General features: G+C 67.5%; 15 protein-coding genes. 5 read left to right on the top strand and 10 right to left on the bottom strand.

The genetic code is table 11. The annotated features are described in order from the left end of the window. The first annotated feature begins 13 nt into the window (after positions 1 to 13). Genes EOW65_RS02250 through EOW65_RS02240 form a run of 3 tightly spaced genes read left to right on the top strand, consistent with a single transcriptional unit; the run spans position 14 to position 1,948 of the window. Positions 14 to 460, top strand: a complete 447-nt coding sequence (locus EOW65_RS02250; protein WP_206364003.1) for a cupredoxin domain-containing protein — start codon at positions 14 to 16, stop codon at positions 458 to 460. Then, positions 453 to 1,172, top strand: coding sequence for an ABC transporter ATP-binding protein (locus EOW65_RS02245; RefSeq protein ID WP_128147380.1), 720 nt, complete (start codon positions 453 to 455; stop codon positions 1,170 to 1,172). The genes EOW65_RS02250 and EOW65_RS02245 overlap by 8 nt, the downstream gene beginning before the upstream one ends. Beyond that, positions 1,169 to 1,948, top strand: coding sequence for an ABC transporter permease (locus tag EOW65_RS02240; protein WP_128147379.1), 780 nt, complete (start codon positions 1,169 to 1,171; stop codon positions 1,946 to 1,948). The genes EOW65_RS02245 and EOW65_RS02240 overlap by 4 nt, the downstream gene beginning before the upstream one ends. Here EOW65_RS02240 and EOW65_RS02235 read toward each other — a convergent pair. From EOW65_RS02235 to EOW65_RS02225, 3 genes are read right to left on the bottom strand one after another with little or no spacing between them, the layout of a single operon-like run. Further along, positions 1,918 to 2,538 carry an ATP-binding cassette domain-containing protein gene (locus EOW65_RS02235; protein WP_128147378.1) on the bottom strand — a complete coding sequence of 207 codons (621 nt, stop codon included), beginning with the start codon at positions 2,536 to 2,538 and terminating at the stop codon, positions 1,918 to 1,920. The genes EOW65_RS02240 and EOW65_RS02235 overlap by 31 nt on opposite strands. Beyond that, positions 2,535 to 3,350, bottom strand: a complete 816-nt coding sequence (locus EOW65_RS02230) for an ABC transporter permease (RefSeq protein WP_240664452.1) — start codon at positions 3,348 to 3,350, stop codon at positions 2,535 to 2,537. Before EOW65_RS02230 ends, EOW65_RS02235 begins: the two co-directional genes overlap by 4 nt. 4 nt (positions 3,351 to 3,354) lie before the next feature. Continuing rightward, positions 3,355 to 4,326 (bottom strand): ABC transporter substrate-binding protein, encoded by a 972-nt coding sequence (locus EOW65_RS02225; RefSeq protein ID WP_128147377.1) that lies wholly within the window; start codon positions 4,324 to 4,326, stop codon positions 3,355 to 3,357. A 205-nt stretch (positions 4,327 to 4,531) separates the two neighbouring features. On the opposite strand from EOW65_RS02225, the gene pedF reads away from it, so the two are divergent. Beyond that, positions 4,532 to 5,221 (top strand): cytochrome c-550 PedF, encoded by a 690-nt coding sequence (gene pedF, locus EOW65_RS02220; protein ID WP_128147376.1) that lies wholly within the window; start codon positions 4,532 to 4,534, stop codon positions 5,219 to 5,221. 3 nt (positions 5,222 to 5,224) lie between these two features. After that, on the top strand, positions 5,225 to 6,133 hold the full coding sequence (locus tag EOW65_RS02215) for a substrate-binding periplasmic protein (protein ID WP_128147375.1): 909 nt from the start codon (positions 5,225 to 5,227) through the stop codon (positions 6,131 to 6,133). A 29-nt stretch (positions 6,134 to 6,162) separates the two neighbouring features. Here EOW65_RS02215 and EOW65_RS02210 read toward each other — a convergent pair whose 3' ends face one another. Genes EOW65_RS02210 through glgB form a run of 7 tightly spaced genes read right to left on the bottom strand, consistent with a single transcriptional unit; the run spans position 6,163 to position 17,699 of the window. Continuing rightward, positions 6,163 to 7,020 (bottom strand): FAD:protein FMN transferase, encoded by an 858-nt coding sequence (locus tag EOW65_RS02210; RefSeq protein ID WP_128147374.1) that lies wholly within the window; start codon positions 7,018 to 7,020, stop codon positions 6,163 to 6,165. Then, positions 7,017 to 9,065, bottom strand: coding sequence for a 4Fe-4S binding protein (locus tag EOW65_RS02205; RefSeq protein ID WP_128147373.1), 2,049 nt, complete (start codon positions 9,063 to 9,065; stop codon positions 7,017 to 7,019). Before EOW65_RS02205 ends, EOW65_RS02210 begins: the two co-directional genes overlap by 4 nt. Positions 9,066 to 9,112: 47 nt before the next feature. Further along, on the bottom strand, positions 9,113 to 10,738 hold the full coding sequence (locus EOW65_RS02200) for an alpha-D-glucose phosphate-specific phosphoglucomutase (RefSeq protein ID WP_128147372.1): 1,626 nt from the start codon (positions 10,736 to 10,738) through the stop codon (positions 9,113 to 9,115). Beyond that, positions 10,735 to 12,753, bottom strand: coding sequence for a glycogen debranching protein GlgX (glgX, locus tag EOW65_RS02195; RefSeq protein ID WP_128147371.1), 2,019 nt, complete (start codon positions 12,751 to 12,753; stop codon positions 10,735 to 10,737). The genes EOW65_RS02200 and glgX overlap by 4 nt, the downstream gene beginning before the upstream one ends. Then, positions 12,750 to 14,186: a glycogen synthase GlgA gene (glgA, locus tag EOW65_RS02190; protein ID WP_128147370.1), complete on the bottom strand. Its 1,437-nt coding sequence runs from the start codon at positions 14,184 to 14,186 to the stop codon at positions 12,750 to 12,752. The genes glgX and glgA overlap by 4 nt, the downstream gene beginning before the upstream one ends. A 60-nt stretch (positions 14,187 to 14,246) precedes the next feature. Beyond that, a complete protein-coding gene (gene glgC, locus EOW65_RS02185) occupies positions 14,247 to 15,518 on the bottom strand; it encodes a glucose-1-phosphate adenylyltransferase (protein ID WP_128147369.1) in 1,272 nt (423 codons plus the stop codon). A gap of 21 nt (positions 15,519 to 15,539) precedes the next feature. Continuing rightward, positions 15,540 to 17,699, bottom strand: coding sequence for a 1,4-alpha-glucan branching protein GlgB (glgB, locus tag EOW65_RS02180; RefSeq protein ID WP_128147368.1), 2,160 nt, complete (start codon positions 17,697 to 17,699; stop codon positions 15,540 to 15,542). Positions 17,700 to 17,706: the final 7 nt, after the last annotated feature.

The following is a 17,706-nucleotide window of genomic DNA, read 5'->3' as shown; positions in this document are numbered from 1 at the left end:
GAAAGGTATTTCAATGCGTTCCATTGCTTTCCTGATGTGCTGCCTGAGTCTTGCGATTGCCCATCCCGCGCTCGCCGAGGACGATGACGACGATGCCGCGCCGCCGGCGGGCCTGCTCGCCGGCCCGAACAAGTCCGACCTGCCCGAGGTGATCCTCTCCGTGGGCGAACCGCTCGGCGGGCCCTGGGCGCTCAAGTCGGGCCATTACTACGAGGTGAAGATCACCGCCGATGGCTCTGGCGAAATTGGCCTTTCCGGTGCCGACTTCTTCCGCGCGATCTGGGTCGACGAGGTCGTCATCAAGGGGCTGGAGATCCGCCCGATGGGCCTGCATTCCATCGAGTTCGACCGCGCCGGCACGATGGAGATCGGCTTCGTCGCGGTGAAGCCCGGGCGCTACAGCCTGGCCATTCCCGGCTCCACCGGCGCCGAGCAGCGGCTGGAGATCACCATTGACTGAAGCGTTGCGCGTCGCCGGGCTGAGCCACGACTGGGGCCGCAAGCCGGCGCTGCGCGACGTGTCCTTCGCCGTGCCCGAGGGGCGGTTCTGCGCGCTCCTCGGCCCCAATGGCGCGGGCAAGTCGACGCTGATGGCGGTGCTGACCGGGCTGATCCGCCCGGCCCCCGGCGTCGTCAGCGTGGGCGGCCACGATCTTGGCCGCAGCCCGCGTGCGGCGCTGGCCCGGATCGGTGTGGTCTATCAGGCGCCGACCTATGACCTCGACCGCTCCGTTTTCGCAAATCTCAAGTATTTCGCAGCCTTGCAGGGGCTTTCCGGAGCGATGGCGCGCGATCGGATCGCGGCTTCGCTGGCCCGGCTGGGCATGGAGGAGCGCGCCGGCGAGAAGGTCGCGGCACTGAACGGCGGGCATCGGCGGCGGATGGAGATCGCCCGCGCGCTGATCCATGCGCCGCGGCTCCTGCTGCTGGATGAGCCGACGGTCGGCCTTGACGCCCCGGCCCGCGCCGCGATCACCGCCCATGTCCATGCGCTGACCGCCGAGGGGATCTCGGTGCTCTGGGCGACGCATCTGGTGGACGAGCTGCACCCGGACGATGACCTCGTGCTCTTGCATCAGGGCCGCGTTGCCGCTGCCGGGCGGGTCGATGCCGTCACCGGCGCGACCCCCTTGGCCGAGTGGTTCCTCACCCGGACCGGAGCCGCCGCATGAAGGCCCTGATCGCCGCCCGCGCCATCATCACCCGCGAGCTTGCCCGCTTCGTCACGCAGCGCGAGCGTTTCTTCGCCGCGCTGGTGCGACCGCTGGTCTGGCTTTTCGTCTTCGCCGCGGGGTTCCGGGCGGCACTCGGTCTGTCGATCATCCCGCCCTACAAGACCTATATCAGCTATGAGACCTACATCGTTCCAGGGCTTTGCGGGATGATCTTGCTGTTTTCCGGGATGCAGAGCTCGCTGTCTCTGGTGAACGATCGCGAAAGCGGCACGATGCGGCTGATGCTGACGGCGCCCTGGCCGCGCTGGTTCCTGCTCGGCGCGAAATTGCTGGCCGGGGCCATGGTCGGGCTGCTGCAAGTGGCTATTTTTCTTGTGATCGCATGGGGCTACGGGCTGAAGTTCAGCCTCATAGGATACCTTGCCGCGCTGCCCGCGCTGGCGCTGGCCGGGATCATGCTGGGCGCGCTCGGGCTGTTCCTCTCGGCCCGTATCCGCCAGCTTGAGAACTTCGCCGGGGTGATGAATTTCGTGATCTTCCCGATGTTCTTCCTGTCAACCGCGCTCTATCCGCTGTGGAAGATGCAGGAAAGCTCACCTCTCCTTGCAACCCTTTGCGAAATCAACCCTTTCACCCATGCGGTCGAGCTTGTGCGCTTTGCGCTTTACGGCCAGATGAACCTTGCCGCGCTTGGCTGGACGGTGCTGGCCTTCGCGCTCTTCTTCGGGCTGGCGCTCCTGGGTTACGAGCCCGCCCGCACCCGCTCGCGCTGAGCCTCGATCAGCCGCGCCGGCCGGCCGTCCAGCCGCGCGCGGCGGGTGGCAAGCGTCGCAAGTTCGTGCTCGGCGTGCGACGCCAGCACCACCGCCGGCCGGGTCTCGGCGATCAGCGCGGCGGTGAGGGCAAGCAGATCCTCGATCCGCTCGGCATCGAGCGAGGCGAAGGGCTCGTCGAGGATCAGCAAGTCCGGCCGCCCGACGAAGGCGCGCGCAATCCCCACCCGCCGTGCCTGACCGAGCGAGAGCTGCCCGGGCCAGCGCCGCTCCAGCCCTGCAAGGCCGACGCGGGCGAGAATCTCGGCGGCCTCGGCTGTCGTGGCGCCGGTCGGGATCGTGACATTGTCGATCACCCGTCGCCAGGGCATCAGCGTCGGGCTCTGGAACACCATGGCGCGGCGGCCCGGTGCGTCGAGCATGCCCTCGAACCGGCGGTCGATGCCCGCGAGGATGCGCAGCAACGTACTTTTGCCAGCCCCCGAAGGGCCCGAGATACCCAGCACCTCGCCCGGTTCGACGCGCAGCCGCATCGGGCCGAGCACCTGGGTCGCGCCGAAACTTTTCGCGGTCAGATCGAGGGCGATCATTGCGTCCTCCATCTTGCGGCGCGCGCCGCGAGCGGCGCGATCAGCAGCGCCTCGAGCGCCAGCATGACCGCGACGAAGGCCAGAGCATTCGCCAGAACCCCTGTGATATCAAACATCTGGAAATCGAGGTGAAGGCGGAATCCGATGCCGTCCGAGCGTCCCAGGAACTCGACCACCAGCACGATCTTCCAGATCAGCGCCAGCCCCGCGCGCGCCGCCGACACCAGATGCGGCGCCAGCTGCGGCAGCACGATGTGGCGCAACCGCGCGAGCGGCCCCATCCGGTAGACCTGCGCCATCGCGGCAAGGTCGGGGTCGAGCACCCGCACCCCCTCGCGCAGCATCAGGGTGACGAGCGGCACCTTGTTCAGCGCCACGGCGGCGATCGCCGCGCTCTCGTTCAGCCCGATCCAGAGGTAGCACAGCACGATCGTGACCAGCGCCGGAATGGTGTTGAAGACGGTGAGCCACGGATCGAGCCAGCGGTCGAGCCGCGGCATCAGGCCCAGCACGATCCCCGCCGCCGTCCCCGTCGCCATGGCGAGCACAAAGCTCAGCCCGACGCGGCGCAGCGTGGCGGACAGATCGAGGAGGATCTCGCCCGAGACGACCCCCTGAAAGAGCGCCGGCAGCACCTGTTGCGGCCCGGGCGCGCGCAGCGGATCGGCGAGGAGCGCCGACAGCCCGGCCCAGAGCAGCACCAGAACGGCGAGCGAGATCAGCGCACGGAACATGCCGCGCAGTGAAGGCGGTTTCGGCGCCGCCCCCTTGCGCGCCGTCTGGGCAAGCCCTGTCCGTGCGACGCTGCTCATCGGCTCAGTCCGGAAGGAACACGCCGGGCGGAAGCGCCGTCGCCGGGCCCACAAGATCGGCCCCGCCGAGCACCGCCATCAGCGCGAACATCTTCGCCGCCGCCGCCTCGTCCACCGGGCCCGGTGCCGGAATGCCGGCGCGATAGCCCGCGACCAATGCCGCGTATTGCGCGTCATCCTTTGCCTTCATCAGCGGCCGCAGCCGCTCGAAGGCGGCGTCATCCGTGGCCAGCCGCGCCTTGGCCGCGCGCGAGGCCTGCGCCAGCGCGGCCACCAGGGCAGGCTTTTCCTCGACCAGCTTGCCCGAGACCACATAGCCGAGCAGCGGCGTTTCGGGATCGAGGCCAAGCGCCTGCGCCGCCTCGGAGACTGAGATCAGCTGCCGCATGCCCGCGGCCTGCATCTTCGCGTTGAAATGCCAGAAGTTGATCGCCGCATCGACCTCGCCCGAAAGCCCGGCCTGCAGGATCAAGGGCGGCGCGCCGAAGACCTGCCCGGTCTCCTTCGCCAGATCGAAGCCAGCCGCCTGCAGTGCCCAGGCCCGCAGCACGAGCCAGCTCTTGTCCAGCGGCCCGCCCGCGATGCCGATCTTTTTCCCTTTCAGATCGGTCACTTCCCGGACGGAGCTGTCAGCGCGCACGAACATCCCGCCGACCGCCTTCGAATAGGGCAGGAAGCAGTAATCCTGTCCCGTGGCGCGCATCCGCGCGACCCAGAACCAGTCGGTCACGATCGCATCGGCCGCACCGCCCTGCAGCGCCACCTGCGCCGCGGGGTTGCCCGCGACCGGCATCACCGCAAGGGTGAACCCCGCCGCCCGGTCGAGCCCGTAATGGCGGATGGTGTCGAGCTCCCAGGTGACCGTGCCGCCCTCAAGCGCGGCCACCGTCAGCACCGGCAGATCCTGAGCCTGGGCGGCGCCAAGGCCAAGGCCAAGCGCCAGCGCCGCAAAGACGCGGCCGATCCGATGAAACATTCCGTCCTCCCCGCCCGCGCAAGGGTGCGGGCCCTCTGCCATCCACCCTAGGGGGCGGGTCATGCGGGGCCTATTAGACCAATGGCCAATACGCCACCCCGCCCGGATCAGGCAGACTCGCCGCAGATCCCGACGAAGGTCGAATGGCCGTAATGCCGCAACGCAGCTTATGTCGGGAAACATGAGGATCGAGAGGGAGGGAGACATGCTCGATGTCCGCACCCGCCGCCTGCTGGCGGCACTGACCATGGCCGGGCTGATCGCCCCCGTGCAGCTTTGGGCGCATGGCGACGTGACACCGCAGCCGGTGAACACCGATGCCCTGCCCGAGGTGGGCGAAGACTGGCTGACCGAAAACCCCTATCGCGCCGAGACGGCGGGGGAAGAGGTCTGGGCCAAGGCCGTGCAGATCGGCGACTCCGGTTTCAACCAGAACTGTGCGCGCTGCCACGGTCTGGGTGCCGTGTCGGGCGGTCTGGCCCCCGACCTGCGCTATCTCGAGGCGAACGAGAGCGGCGACGAATGGTTCGTCGAGCGCTTCCAGCACGGCTTCACCCAGAATGGCACCACCAAGATGCCGGCCTTCGGCGAGGTTCTGGGACAGAAGGCCGGCTGGGCGATCCGCACCTATATCGAGACCCGCCCCGAGGATGGCGCGCTGGATGCCCATTCGGCGCGGCTCCACGCGATCCGCGACGAGCTGATGAAGGGCGAAGGCGACGAGGCGGCGATCAAGGCCGAGCTGACCGAGATCGGGGCGCAGGTCGCCACCGCATCGGGTGCGCCGGTGGCCGACAGCGCGGTCAGCCGCGCGGCCGCCGTTCTGACCCCGGACCCGGCCAGCTTCAAGCACGCCGCCGAGGTGCTGACCATCGGCCTCTCCGCGGCGGAGTGAACCATGGCGCGTCTGTCGCGGCGGGCTCTGGTTCTGGCGGTGATGCTGGGGGGGCTGGGCCTTGCGCCCGGCCTTGCCCATGCCGCCTGCAAGGGCGTGGCCCCGGACCAGAAGCTGCAAAACACCTTTACGCAGGACATCGGCCGGTCGCTTGACCAGATCCGCGCGGATGGCTGGATGGAATTCGCGCTTTACGACGATTTCCGCCCATGGTCCTGGTCGGAAGATGGCACGCCGCGCGGCATTGACGTCGATCTTGCCAATCTGATCGCGGCCGATCTCGGGGTGAAGGCGCGCATCCGTCTGGTGAATTCGAGCGAGACGCTGGACGCCGACTTGCTGAACTACGTCTACAAGGGCGCGACGGTGGGCGGCCGGGTCTCTGACGTCATGCTGCATGTGCCCTATGACGTTGATTACGCGTGCCGTTTCGATCAGGTCGTGTTCACCGGGCAATATGCGGTCGAGCGGCTGGCGATTGCCTATGGCACGGCGGATTACCCCGAGAAGGGCCCGGTGCCAGCGGTGTTCCGCTTCGATCCGGTCGGGGTCGAGAATGACTCGATCTCGGATTTCTTCCTGACCTCGGTGGCGCATGGGGCGACGGCCGACAAGGTTCACCGCTACAAGAGCACGGCCTCGGCGATGGCCGGGCTGTCGGCGCATGAGGTGATGGCGGTGATGGGGCCGCGCGCGGAACTCGATGCGAACCTTGCGCCGGGGCTGGCGGTGCATGAGCCGCCGCTGCTGGGGCTCGCGAAGTCGAAATGGACGCTCGGCGCGGCGATCTCGCTGCAGCACCGGCCGCTCGCCTATGCGGTCGATGACGCGGTGGCGGCAGGGTTGGAAGACGGCCGGATTGCCGCGATCTTCGCCGGCTATGGCGTCGATTTCCGTCCACCGGAGCGTTGAGGCGGGGGTTCAGCTCCGCCTCGCAAACCTCAGATCACACTCAGGTTTCCATCAAAGTCGATCAGCGTCACCGCGCCGAGCCCCAGCTCGGCGCGGGCCTTTTCGATGGCGCTCGCATCCATCAGCACGAAGGCGGTCGAGGCGGCATCGCAGAGCATCGCACTGTCGCCCCCGACGCTGACCGTCGACCAGCGCGGCGCCTCGCCCCGCGGCCCGAGGATATGGCTGCCGCCCGGCAGCGCAAGCGCCGCGGGGCTCGAGGTCGCCATCGCCCGCGGTGCGCCCGCGCCGATCGTGCGCGCACCGAGCATCCCGGCAGCCGGATCTTCGATGCCCAGCCGATAGGGCCCGCCAAGTGCCGCATACTCGCCCATGTCGATCAGGCAATCGGTCAGCCCGGTCTCGGCCAGAAGCGCGGCGATGCAGTCGGCGGCATAGCCCTGAACGATGCCGTTGAGGGTCAACCCCTGCCCCGCGGAAAGCCGGATTTCAGACGAAATATCAATGCGTTCAAGGCCGATGCTTGCGCGCTCTGCCGCGCCGTCCGTGCCCCGGGCCAGCGCCTGCCAGAGCGGCTGCACCGTCGGATCGAAGGCGCCCGCGGTCGCCGCATGCACCCGCGCGGCGCAGGCCAGAACCGCGCGCATCCGTTCCGACCCCGGCCCGTGGCCGGTGGCGTTGAGCCGTGTAAGCTCGCTCTCACGGTAGAGCGAGAAAGTGTCCTCGATCGCTGCAATCTCGGCCAGAACGGCGGCCATCGGCGCTTCGCCCGCAAGGCGTAACGAGACATCGGCGCCGAAGGCCTGCCCGCGCCAGTCGCTCGCCGCGGCGGGCCGGCCGGCCAGCGCCGCCCCCGCGCAGATCTGCAGGAACCGCCGTCGCTTCATTTCGCCCTCCGGTCGCGCCGCGCAGCCAGGACGAGCGGCACGCAGGTGGCCGGATCGTCATGGATCTTCACGCAGTCAAGGCATTGGAAACACTCGGAATAGCGGATCTCTCCGGTTTTTGCGATGGCGCCGTAGCGACAGCGGACGCGGCATAGCTGGCATGGAGTGCCGCATTCCGCCCGCCGTGGGATCCAGCGCCACAGCCGCAACAGCCCGCCCACCCGCATCGCCGCCCCGAGCGGACAGAGCGAGCGGCAGAAGCCCTTGAACCAGACCATCGACACCGCAAGCCAGCCACCCGCCCACAGCACATAGGGCCAGGGCCGGTCGAAATGAACGGTGATCGCAGTCTTGAAGGGTTCGACCTCGGCGGCGGTCTCTGCGTGCTCCGGCGCCGCGATCGCCACGACGATCAGTGCGATCAGCGCCACGGGCCCGGTCCAGAGCAGCGCACGCGCCAGGCTTGCCGGTGGCTCGATCTGAGGAAGGTGCAGCAAACGCCCGAGATGATGGGAAAATTCCTGCAATGCGCCAAAGGGGCAGAGCCAGCCGCAGAAGAAGCCACGGCCCCAGAGCAGAAAGCCGACGATCGCCGCGGTCCAGACCAGCAGGCCGACGGGATCGTAGAGCAGCACCTCGAGCCCGCCCGTCGTCACGCCGCGGATGACTGCGAGAATGGTCACCACGGACAGCTGTCCCTGCCCCCAGAAGCCAATGAACCCAATGACAAAGGCCAGGATGCTCAGGCGTACCGGGGTGAAGGCGCGCAGTCCCGCCAGCCGCGATTGCGCCAGAAGTGCTGCGATCAGAACGGCAAGGAAGCCGGTCAGAACCATCAGATCCGTCGCCCGGTTGCGCAGCGCCTCGCCGAAGGGCGAAAGCTGCTTCGGCGCCTCGGGCCGCAGGAAAAACCGCTCGGGCGTGTGCAGGGCCACGGTGAAATGGGTTTCGCCCACCTCGGGCTGGAACTGGCCATGCAGCCGCACCGCCTGCAGCGACAATTGCCACTCCCGCGTCGGGTCGAAGCCCAGACGACGGTCGAGCCGGACGACCATTTTCGTTGCATCGCCAAGCTCTTGCGGAACATCCTTCGCAAGGTCCGGCAAGATGTCGGCATCGCGCAGCGCCAGCGGCAACCCGTCTTGCGTGGCCGAGATCCGGTCGGGCGCGGTGTTGCGCACGAAATCCTCGGACACCAGTCCGTGCCGCCCGGCCTCGATCAGCAGATAGAGCTCGTCATCGGGCGCGCGCGCGGTGAAGCGCTGCACCTCGGCCAAGGTGCCGGGGGTCAGCACCGCGCGGGCGATCGACGGCGGGCCAAGGTCGACGGCGTAAAGGTCGATGAACGGGGTGTCGGGATCCTCTCCGGTGCCATCGGCGGCCCAGCGAGTGCCGGCAAAAGCCGCGTCGAGCTGCCCCTCGCTGACCACAAGACGGGTCACAAGGCCCTGATCCACCAGCGCTTTCCAGTCGAGTGGTTGATCCACCGAAGGGTCAGGCCGTGGCGGCGGTCCGGCCGAGATGCCCTGCATCTTCTCGCGCGCGACGGCAAGCGTGGCAGCGAGGATCGATTCATGCGCGATGCGAACCGAGGCCGTCGCCTTCGTCACCCCGTCGAGATAGACGTTGTCCGAGGCCGCGCCGCCCGAGCCATAGGGCGTGCCCACCACCAGCGGCTCGCTGATCGAGTGGCCGCGATATTGTTCCAAAAAGGCGCGGAACGGCGCCTCGCCCAGCCCCGAAACGAAGATCGGCTCGTTTTGCGAGACCAGCCGCACGTCGATGAAGCGGCCCTCGCGGTCAAGCATCACCAGCATGTCGATGGGCTGGCCGGAAAACCCCGGAAGCGGCGCCAAGGGGCCGGTTTCAAAGACATATCCGGCCTCGCCACCGCCCGAGTTCAGCAGCGTCCAGACGCCCTTGTCATTGACCGGCGCGCCAAGCGCATAGGGCGCGACGATCATCGGCTCGAGCGCGTCACGCATCAGCGGCGCCGCAAAGAGCGGTGTGGCGAGCAAGAACCATATGAAAAACGCGCGGATCATGGCGTCAGCCTATCCGCGCGTCTGGCTTTTCCTATTCGACCTAAGTCTCAGGAGATGACGTTCGGGCCCGGCCGGCCGGTGCGGGCCTTGATGCCGACAATCTCCTCGGTCGCCGCGATGATCGGGGCCAGCGCCGCCTGCGGGTCTTCGCTCAGGCCCTCCGGGCCGGCAACGTAACGTTCGAGATAGACGCGCAGCGTCGCCCCCTCGGTGCCAGTGCCAGAGAGCCGCAGCACCACGCGCGAGCCGCCCTCGAAGAGGATGCGGAAGCCCTGATGCGCCGAGACCGAGCCGTCGACCGGGTCGGTGTAGCAGAACTCATCTGCGCTTTCGACCACAAGCCCTTGCGAAGACATCCCTTTCAGGGCGTCGAGGCGGGCGCGCAGCGCATCGAGCATGGCAGTTGCCACCTCGGTCGGCAGGGCCTCGTAATCGTGGCGGGAATAGTAGTTCCGGCCATAGCGGGCGAAATGCTCGGCCATGATCTCGGCCACCGACTGACCGCGCACGGCGATGATGTTGAGCCACATCAGGATCGCCCAGAGCCCGTCCTTCTCGCGCACGTGGTCGGAACCGGTGCCGAAGCTTTCCTCGCCGCACAGGCTGACGCGGCCAGCATCCATCAGGTTGCCGAAGAACTTCCAGCCCGTCGGCGTCTCGTAGCAATCAAGGCCAAGCGCCTGCGCCACCCGGTCGACCGCGGTCGAGGTCGGCATCGAGCGTGCCACCCCCTTCAGCCCGTCGGCATAGCCGGGCACCAGCGTCGCATTCGCCGCGATCACCGCCAGGCTGTCCGAGGGCGAGACATAGACGCCGCGGCCAAGGATCATGTTGCGGTCGCCGTCGCCATCCGAGGCCGCGCCGAAATCGGGCGCTTCGCGGCCCATCAGCTCGTCCATCAGCTCATGCGCCCAGGTCGGGTTCGGGTCGGGGTGCATGCCGCCGAAGTCGGGAAGCGGCGTACCATGCACCACGGTGCCCGGCGCAGCGCCCAGCCGGTGCTCGAAGATCTCTTTCGCATAGGGGCCGGTGATCGCGCACATCGAATCCATGCGCATCGTGAAGCCACCATGAAAAAGGCCGCGCAATGCCTTGAAATCGAAAAGGGTTTCCATCAGGTCGGCATAGGCCGCCACGGGGTCGACGACCTCGACCACCATCGCGCCCATCGGCTGTTCGCCGGGCCGCGACAGGTCTGCATCCGCCACGTCGAGCTTGCGAAATTCGGTGATCGTCCTGGTGCGGGCGAAGATCGCGTCGGTCACCGCCTCGGGGGCCGGGCCGCCGTTCGCGCTGTTGTATTTCACCCCGAAATCCGCGTTCGGGCCGCCGGGGTTGTGGCTGGCCGAGAGGATCAGCCCGCCATCCGACTTGCGCGCGCGGATCATGTTCGAGGCGGCGGGCGTCGACAGCCAGGCGCCCTGCCCGACGATCACCCGCGCGGCGCCGTTCGCGGCCGCCATCTTCAGGATGGTCTGCGCCGCCGCGGCGCCGAAATAGCGGCCGTCGCCGCCGAGCACCAGCGTCTTGCCCTCCACGCCGCCGATCGCATCGAAGGTCGACTGGACGAAATTCTCGAGGAAATTCGGCTGCATGAAGACCGGGGTCTTCTTGCGCAGGCCCGAGGTGCCGGGCTTTTGCCCCTCGAAGGGCGTGGTGGGATGGATCGTCATGGGTGCTCCTCTTGAGCCGTAGGCCGGGCGAACAGTTGAACAGATTGCGCGGCGACGCAAGTCACCGCCGCGGCGTGGGGGGCTTCGGGCGCCTCGGGCTCGGCGGTGTCGAGCAGCCGGGTCCAGCGGCCGGCCGGCAGCACCACCTCGGTCGCCGGCCCGGCGTTGCAGATGACGAAGACAGCCTCGCGTGCCGCCTCGCCCTCAAAGCCCTCGGCGGCGCCGCGGATCTCGGCGCACAGGCAGCGCTCCTGCGCATCGAGCCAGTCGCGCTGCGAGGGTTCGATGCCGTCGGGGCGCCACCAGATCAGGTCGCGCATGCCGTCCTGGGCGCGCAGCTTGGCGTGCAGGAAGCGGCGCTGGCGCAGCACCGGATGGGCGCGGCGGATCGCGGTGAGCCGGCCGACAAAGGCCGCAAGCGCGGTATCGGCGCGCGGCCAGTCGATCCAGCCGATCGGGTTGTCCTGGGCATAGGCGTTGTTGTTGCCGCCTTGGCTGTTGCCGATCTCGTCACCGCCGAGCAGCATCGGCACGCCTTGCGAGATCATCAGCGTGGCCAGCAGCGCGCGCTTGCGCGCAAGCTGCGCGGCGTGGTCGGCAAGCGCCTGAGAATAGTTCTCGTTATGGCCGTCGCGGTTCGCCTCGCCATTCGCCTCGTTGTGCTTTTCGTTAAAGGACACAAGGTCGTGCAGGGTGAAGCCATCATGGGCCGTGAGGAAGTTCAGGCTTGCTGTCGCGGGGCGTCCGGCGTGATCGAAGACCTCGGCCGAGCCCGAGATGCGGCGCGCAAGCTCCGGCATCTGCCCGGCATCACCGCGCCAGAACCGCCGCATCCCGTCGCGGAAACGGTCGTTCCATTCCGAGAACGGATGCGGGAAACCACCCAGCCGATAACCGCCCGGGCCGATGTCCCAGGGCTCTGCGATCAGCTTCACGCCGCACAGCACCGGATCCTGGCGCAGCGCCGAGAGGAAGGCGGCATCGCTGTTGAACCCGCCCGTCGCGTCGCGGGCGAGCGTCGCGGCGAGGTCGAAGCGGAAGCCGTCGACGCCCATCTCCTCGACCCAGTGGCGCAGGCAGTCCATCACCATGCGCAGCACGAAAGGATGCGAGAGGTTCAGCGTATTGCCGGTGCCGGTGTCGTTGACATAGGAGCGACCGCCCTCGGCCAGCCGGTAGAAGGCGGCGTTGTCCACACCGCGCAGGCTGAGCGTCGGGCCCGCGCCGTCGCCCTCGCCGGTATGGTTGAAGACGACGTCGAGGATCACCTCGATCCCCGCCGCGTGCAGCGCGCGCACCATGGCGCGGAAATCCTCGCGCGTGCCATAGCGCGGCTCGGGGGCGAAGAAGGCCGCCGGCTGATAGCCCCAGTAGTTGCGCAACCCCTTCTCGACGAGGAAGCGGTCGTCGATGAAGGCGCAGACCGGCAAAAGCTCGATCGCGGTGACGCCAAGTGCGCGCAGATGAGCAATCACCGGCTCGGTCGCCACGCCGCGGAAGGTGCCGCGCAACGCGGCCGGCACATCCGGGTGCAGCATCGTCAGCCCCTTTACATGGGCTTCGTAGATCACTGTTTCCGGCCAAGGGGTTGCGGGCCGGTTCCAAAGCAGTTTCTCAACCGCGCAAACGCGCGAGCGCGGCATCACCGGAGCGCTGTCACGGCGGTCGGGGCGCATCGGTCCGCCGCCGCCCTGCATCAGCGGGTCCCACCGCAGCGGCGCCGTCAGCTCGCGCGCATAGGGGTCGATCAGCAGCTTGGCAGCGTTGTAGCGATGCCCCATCTCGGGCGCCCAGGGGCCGGAGATGCGATAGCCGTAGTCCGCCCCGGTCTCGAGCCCGGGCACGAAACCGTGCCAGATCTCGCCCGAGCGTTCGGGCAGCTCGATCCGTTCCTCGAGCCCGTCGCGGAACAGGCAGAGTTCGACCTTCTCGGCATGGGCCGCGAAGACTGCGAAATTCACCCCGCCCGCAACGGGTGTGGCACCCGGGCGGCAGGGGTCTCCGGCGAGGATCATGACCGCTGCACGAGACTGTCGAACAGGGCCGCATAGGCAGCGGCCGAACGGCCCCAGCCCCAGTCGGCTTTCATCCCGCGCCGCACCATCGCGCTCCACCCCTTACTGTCTTGATACAAGGACACCAGCTTACGCAACGCCTGGCCGAGCGCAAGCGCATCGACCGGATGGAACACCACGCCGGTCGCCGCATTCGCCGCCTCGGTCGCCGGTGTCGCGCCAATCACGGTGTCGAACAGCCCGCCCACGGCCGAGACCACCGGCACACAGCCATAGCGCTGTCCGTAAAGCTGGGTCAGGCCACAGGGCTCGAAGCGCGAGGGCACCAGCACCGCATCGCCGCCGGCGAACATGCGGTGGCTCAGCCCCTCATCATAGCCGATGCGCACGCCGACGCGGCCGGGATGGCGCTCGGCGAGGGCGCGCATCTCCTGCTCGGCCCAGCCATCGCCCGAACCGAGCACGCACAGCCCGCCGCCCAGCCGGACGAATTCGTCGATCACCTGTGGCAGCAGGTCGATGCCCTTTTGCGGCGTGAGCCGCGAGACCAGCACCGCGAGCGGCCCGGGCAGGGTCGGATCAAGGCCGAACTCCGCCAGCAGGGCGTCGCGGTTGCGGCCCTTCGCGGCCAGCCGGGGCGCCGAGAACGGCACCACCGCCGGATCGGCCGCCGGGTCCCAGACGCTCTGGTCGATGCCATTCAGGATGCCGTGCACGGCATTCGCCCGCGCCCGGATCACACCGTCGAGGCCGAGGCCGAATTCGCCGCGCATCAGCTCTTCGGCATAGCGCGGGCTGACCGTGGTGATCGCGTTCGCCGCCATCATCCCCGCCTTGAGCATCGAGATGTCACCCCAGAACTCGTAGCCGTCGGGGTGGAACCATTCATGTGGCAGCCGCAGCGCATCCATCTTCGCGGTGCCGACGCGGCCCTGGAAGGCGATGTTGTGGATCGTCAGCACCGTCGGCAGATCGACGCGCCAATAGCGCAGATAGGCCGGCGCCAGCGCTGCCTGCCAGTCATGAGCGATCAGCAGTTCCGGCTTCCAGCCCTCGACGCCGTCGCGCGCGATCACCGCCGCGGCCCAGCTGAGCGCGGCGAAGCGCTCGGGGTTGTCCCAGTAGTCGCCATGGATGTCGGAATAGGGCCCGCCCACGCGGTCGAACAGATGCGGCGCATCGAGCGCCATCACCTCGATGCCGTCGACGGTGCCGAGATAGACCTCGCCGAGCCCGCCGAAGAAATTCTCCTCGGCCCAGACCATATCCCTGCGGCCGATGCGCGTCATCACCGCGGGATAGCCCGGCACCAGCAGGCGCATGTGCCAGCCCTGCCCGGCCATCGCCGCCGGCAGCGCGCCCACCACATCGGCCAGCCCGCCCGTCTTGACCAGCGGGACGGCCTCCGAAGCCACCGAAAGAACCCGTTTCATGCGTCTCCCTCTCGCCTTGTTCGGGATGATGGCGGGGCGACCCGCAGGTCGCCGCCGGTCTTACTCGAGTGTGGCCGCCCGACGGTCCAGCATCGCCTGGGTGATCAGCACGACCCCTCCCTCGGTGACGCGGAACCATTTCGCATCCTCGTCCGGATCCTCGCCGACGATCAGCCCCTCGGGGATCTGCACGCCGCGGTCGATGACACAGCGGCTGAGTTCCGCCTTGCGGCCGATGTCGGCATAGGGCAGCGCCACGACGTGATCGAGGCTCGACCAGCTGTGCGCCCGACAGCCGGTGAAAAGCAGCGAATTGCGCACCTCGGAGCCCGAGACGATGCAGTCGCCCGAGACGAGCGAGCTGACCGCGGAGCCGCGCCGGCCGTCCTCGTCATGGATGAACTTCGCCGGCGGTACCAGCTCGGCGTAGGTCCAGATCGGCCAGGCATTGTCGTAAAGATCGAGCTTCGGGGTGAATTCGGTGAGGTCGATATTCGCCTGCCAGAACGCATCGACGGTGCCGACGTCGCGCCAGTAGGGTTCGGTCTCGAGCCCGGTCTTGACGCAGCTTTCGGAAAAGCGATGCGCCATCGCCTTGCCGTTCTTCACGATCTGCGGGATCAGGTCGTGGCCGAAATCATGGCTCGAGTTCGGGTCCTCGCTGTCGCGGATCAGCAGATCGCGCAGGAACGCCCAGTCGAAGACATAGATCCCCATCGAGGCGAGCGTCTGCGTCGGATCGCCGGGGATGCCCGGCGGATCCTTCGGCTTCTCGAGGAAATCCGTCACCCGGCCGCGCGCATCGACCGCCATGCAGCCGAAGGCCGAAGCCTCGGTCCGCGGCACGGTCAGACAGCCGATGGTCACATCGGCGCCGGTCTCGACATGCTGGCGCAGCATGATCTCGTAATCCATCTTGTAGACGTGGTCGCCCGCCAGGATCACGACATACTTGACCTTGTAATCCTCGATGATGTCGATGTTCTGCGCCACCGCATCGGCGGTGCCCATGTACCACTTGCTTTCGCTCACCCGCTGCGAGGCGGGCAGGATGTCGAGGTATTCGTTGCGCTCGGCGCGGAAGAAGTTCCAGCCGCGCTGCATGTGGCGGATCAGGCTGTGCGCCTTGTATTGCGTGGCAATCGCCATTTTGCGGATGCCCGAGTTCAGCGCGTTCGACAGCGCGAAGTCGATGATCCGGGTCTTGCCGCCGAAATAGACGGCGGGCTTGGCGCGGCGGTCGGTCAGTTCCTTGAGCCGCGAACCACGGCCACCGGCCAGGATGAAGGCCATCGCCTGCGACGAGAGCCGCTGGTTGGGATGCGTGTTCATTTTCCCCTCCTCTTTCCTGCGTCAGTCCGGCGTGAACATCACCACCGCCAGCGGCGGCAGGTAAACTTCGGCGCTGAACTCTCTGCGCATCCAAGGAATTTCTTCTGCAATTATCTCTCCGAGATTGCCCCAGTTGGCGCCGCCGTAATGGCCGCTCTCGGTGTTCAGGATCTCGCGCCAGCTGCCGGCCACGGGCAGGCCGATGCGCGTCGTGCGCTCGACCGGCGTCAGGTTGGCGGCGATGACCACCGGACGCTGCCCCGGCGCGCTGCGCTCGAAAATGTAAAGCGAATGCTCGGCATCGTCAGCCTCGATCCAGGAGAAGCCACAGGGCTCGCAATCGCCCCAGTGCAGCGCCGGCGTCTCGCGATAGATCCGGTTCAGATCACGCACCAGATTGCGCATCCCGGCATGCAGCGGCGCGTCGAGCAGCGCCCAATCGAGCGCGGCGCCGCTGTCCCATTCGTGCCACTGGGCAAATTCCTGCCCCATGAACAGCAGCTTCTTGCCCGGGTGCGCCCATTGGAAGGCATAGAAGGCGCGCAGATTGGCGAATTTCTCGGCAGCAGTGCCCGGCATCTTGCCGATCATCGAGCCCTTGCCGTGCACGACCTCGTCATGGCTGATAGGAAGAATGAAGTTTTCGCTGTAAGTATATGAACTTGCGAAGGTCAGCTCGTTATGATGCCAGCGGCGATGGATCGGATCACGGCTGAAATAGCGCAGCGTGTCATTCATCCAGCCCATGTTCCACTTATAGCCGAAACCGAGCCCGCCGCGGTGCACCGGGCTTGTCACCCCGGGGAAGGCGGTGCTCTCCTCGGCCACGGTCATGATCCCCGGCGACTTGCCATAGGCGAGTGTGTTCACCTGTTTCAGGAACTCGATCGCCTCGAGATTCTCCCGCCCGCCGTAGCGGTTCGGCACCCATTCGCCTTCCGAGCGGGAATAGTCGCGGTAGAGCATCGAGGCCACGGCATCCACGCGCAGCCCGTCGAGGTGGTACTGCTCGAGCCAGAACAGTGCGTTCGCCTCGAGATAGTTCGCCACCTCGCGCCGGCCGAAGTTGTAGATCAGCGTGTTCCAGTCGCGGTGGAAGCCTTCCTTCGGATCGGCATGTTCGTAAAGCGGGGTGCCGTCGAACCGCCGCAGCCCGTGGTCATCGGTGGGGAAATGGCCCGGCACCCAATCGAGGATGACGCCAAGCCCGCGCTGGTGCGCCGCATCGACGAAGGCCGCGAATTCCTCGGGCCGGCCGTGGCGGATGGTGGGCGCGAAAAGGCCAACCGGCTGATAGCCCCAGCTGCCGTCGAACGGGTGCTCGGTGATCGGCAGAAGCTCGACATGGGTGAACCCAAGATCCGCAACGTAATCAATGAGTTGCGTCGAGAGCTCGTAATAGCTGAGCGGTCGCCCGCCCTCTTCCCATACCCGCCGCCACGAGCCCAGATGGACCTCGTAGATCGACACCGGGGCATGCACGTCCTGCGCTTTGGCACGCTCCTTCATCCACAGACCGTCGCCCCAGTCGTGCAGGCCCAGTTCGCGCACCACCGAGGCGGTCGCCGGCGGATGCTCGGCGCCGAAACCGACCGGGTCGGCCTTGGTCGGCAGCAGCTTGCCCCCGGCGCCGAGGATCTCGTACTTGTACATGTCGCCCGGCATCAGCCCGGGCAGGAAGATCTCCCACACCCCGGTCGAACCGCGCCGGCGCATCTGGTGGCGCCGCCCGTCCCAGCTGTTGAAGTTGCCGACGACCGAGACGCGCTCGGCATTTGGCGCCCAGACGGCGAAATGCACGCCCTCATGGCCCTCATGCGTCATCACATGCGCACCGAGCGCCTCCCACAGCCGGTGGTGCGTGCCCTCGCCGATCAGGTATTCGTCGATCGAGCCGAGCACGGGAGACAGCCGATAGGGATCCTCGAAATCCCAGGTCGCCTGCGCGTTCTGCGCCCGCAGCCGGTAGAGCGGCTCGTTCCACTTGCCACAGAAGAGCCCCGGCAGGACCTGTTCGAGCTCGACCTCCGTCGCGCCCACAGCCCAGAGCCGCTGCGCATCCGGCACGAGGGCCACGATCCTGTTGCCTTTCGCTGTCCGGTGTAGCCCCAATATGGAAAACGGATCACCATGCCGGCCTTCGACCAGCGCCTCGGCTTCGGATCTGTCAATCAAGCTCATGCAATTC

This window comes from Paenirhodobacter ferrireducens, from assembly GCF_004022265.1.
GTDB lineage: Bacteria > Pseudomonadota > Alphaproteobacteria > Rhodobacterales > Rhodobacteraceae > Rhodobacter > Rhodobacter ferrireducens.
This window is presented reverse-complemented; position numbering and strand designations above follow the sequence as displayed.

What these genes read in the sequence shown, in the direction of transcription:
- EOW65_RS02250 (WP_206364003.1), top strand. Translation starts at nt 14, where the DNA reads ATGCGTTCCATTGCTTTCCTGATGTGCTGCCTGAGTCTTGCGATTGCC.
- EOW65_RS02240 (WP_128147379.1), top strand. Translation starts at nt 1,169, where the DNA reads ATGAAGGCCCTGATCGCCGCCCGCGCCATCATCACCCGCGAGCTTGCC.
- EOW65_RS02235 (WP_128147378.1), bottom strand. Translation starts at nt 2,538, where the DNA reads ATGATCGCCCTCGATCTGACCGCGAAAAGTTTCGGCGCGACCCAGGTG.
- EOW65_RS02230 (WP_240664452.1), bottom strand. Translation starts at nt 3,350, where the DNA reads ATGAGCAGCGTCGCACGGACAGGGCTTGCCCAGACGGCGCGCAAGGGG.
- EOW65_RS02225 (WP_128147377.1), bottom strand. Translation starts at nt 4,326, where the DNA reads ATGTTTCATCGGATCGGCCGCGTCTTTGCGGCGCTGGCGCTTGGCCTT.
- pedF (WP_128147376.1), top strand. Translation starts at nt 4,532, where the DNA reads ATGCTCGATGTCCGCACCCGCCGCCTGCTGGCGGCACTGACCATGGCC.
- EOW65_RS02215 (WP_128147375.1), top strand. Translation starts at nt 5,225, where the DNA reads ATGGCGCGTCTGTCGCGGCGGGCTCTGGTTCTGGCGGTGATGCTGGGG.
- EOW65_RS02210 (WP_128147374.1), bottom strand. Translation starts at nt 7,020, where the DNA reads ATGAAGCGACGGCGGTTCCTGCAGATCTGCGCGGGGGCGGCGCTGGCC.
- EOW65_RS02205 (WP_128147373.1), bottom strand. Translation starts at nt 9,065, where the DNA reads ATGATCCGCGCGTTTTTCATATGGTTCTTGCTCGCCACACCGCTCTTT.
- EOW65_RS02200 (WP_128147372.1), bottom strand. Translation starts at nt 10,738, where the DNA reads ATGACGATCCATCCCACCACGCCCTTCGAGGGGCAAAAGCCCGGCACC.
- glgX (WP_128147371.1), bottom strand. Translation starts at nt 12,753, where the DNA reads ATGATCCTCGCCGGAGACCCCTGCCGCCCGGGTGCCACACCCGTTGCG.
- glgA (WP_128147370.1), bottom strand. Translation starts at nt 14,186, where the DNA reads ATGAAACGGGTTCTTTCGGTGGCTTCGGAGGCCGTCCCGCTGGTCAAG.
- glgC (WP_128147369.1), bottom strand. Translation starts at nt 15,518, where the DNA reads ATGAACACGCATCCCAACCAGCGGCTCTCGTCGCAGGCGATGGCCTTC.
- glgB (WP_128147368.1), bottom strand. Translation starts at nt 17,699, where the DNA reads ATGAGCTTGATTGACAGATCCGAAGCCGAGGCGCTGGTCGAAGGCCGG.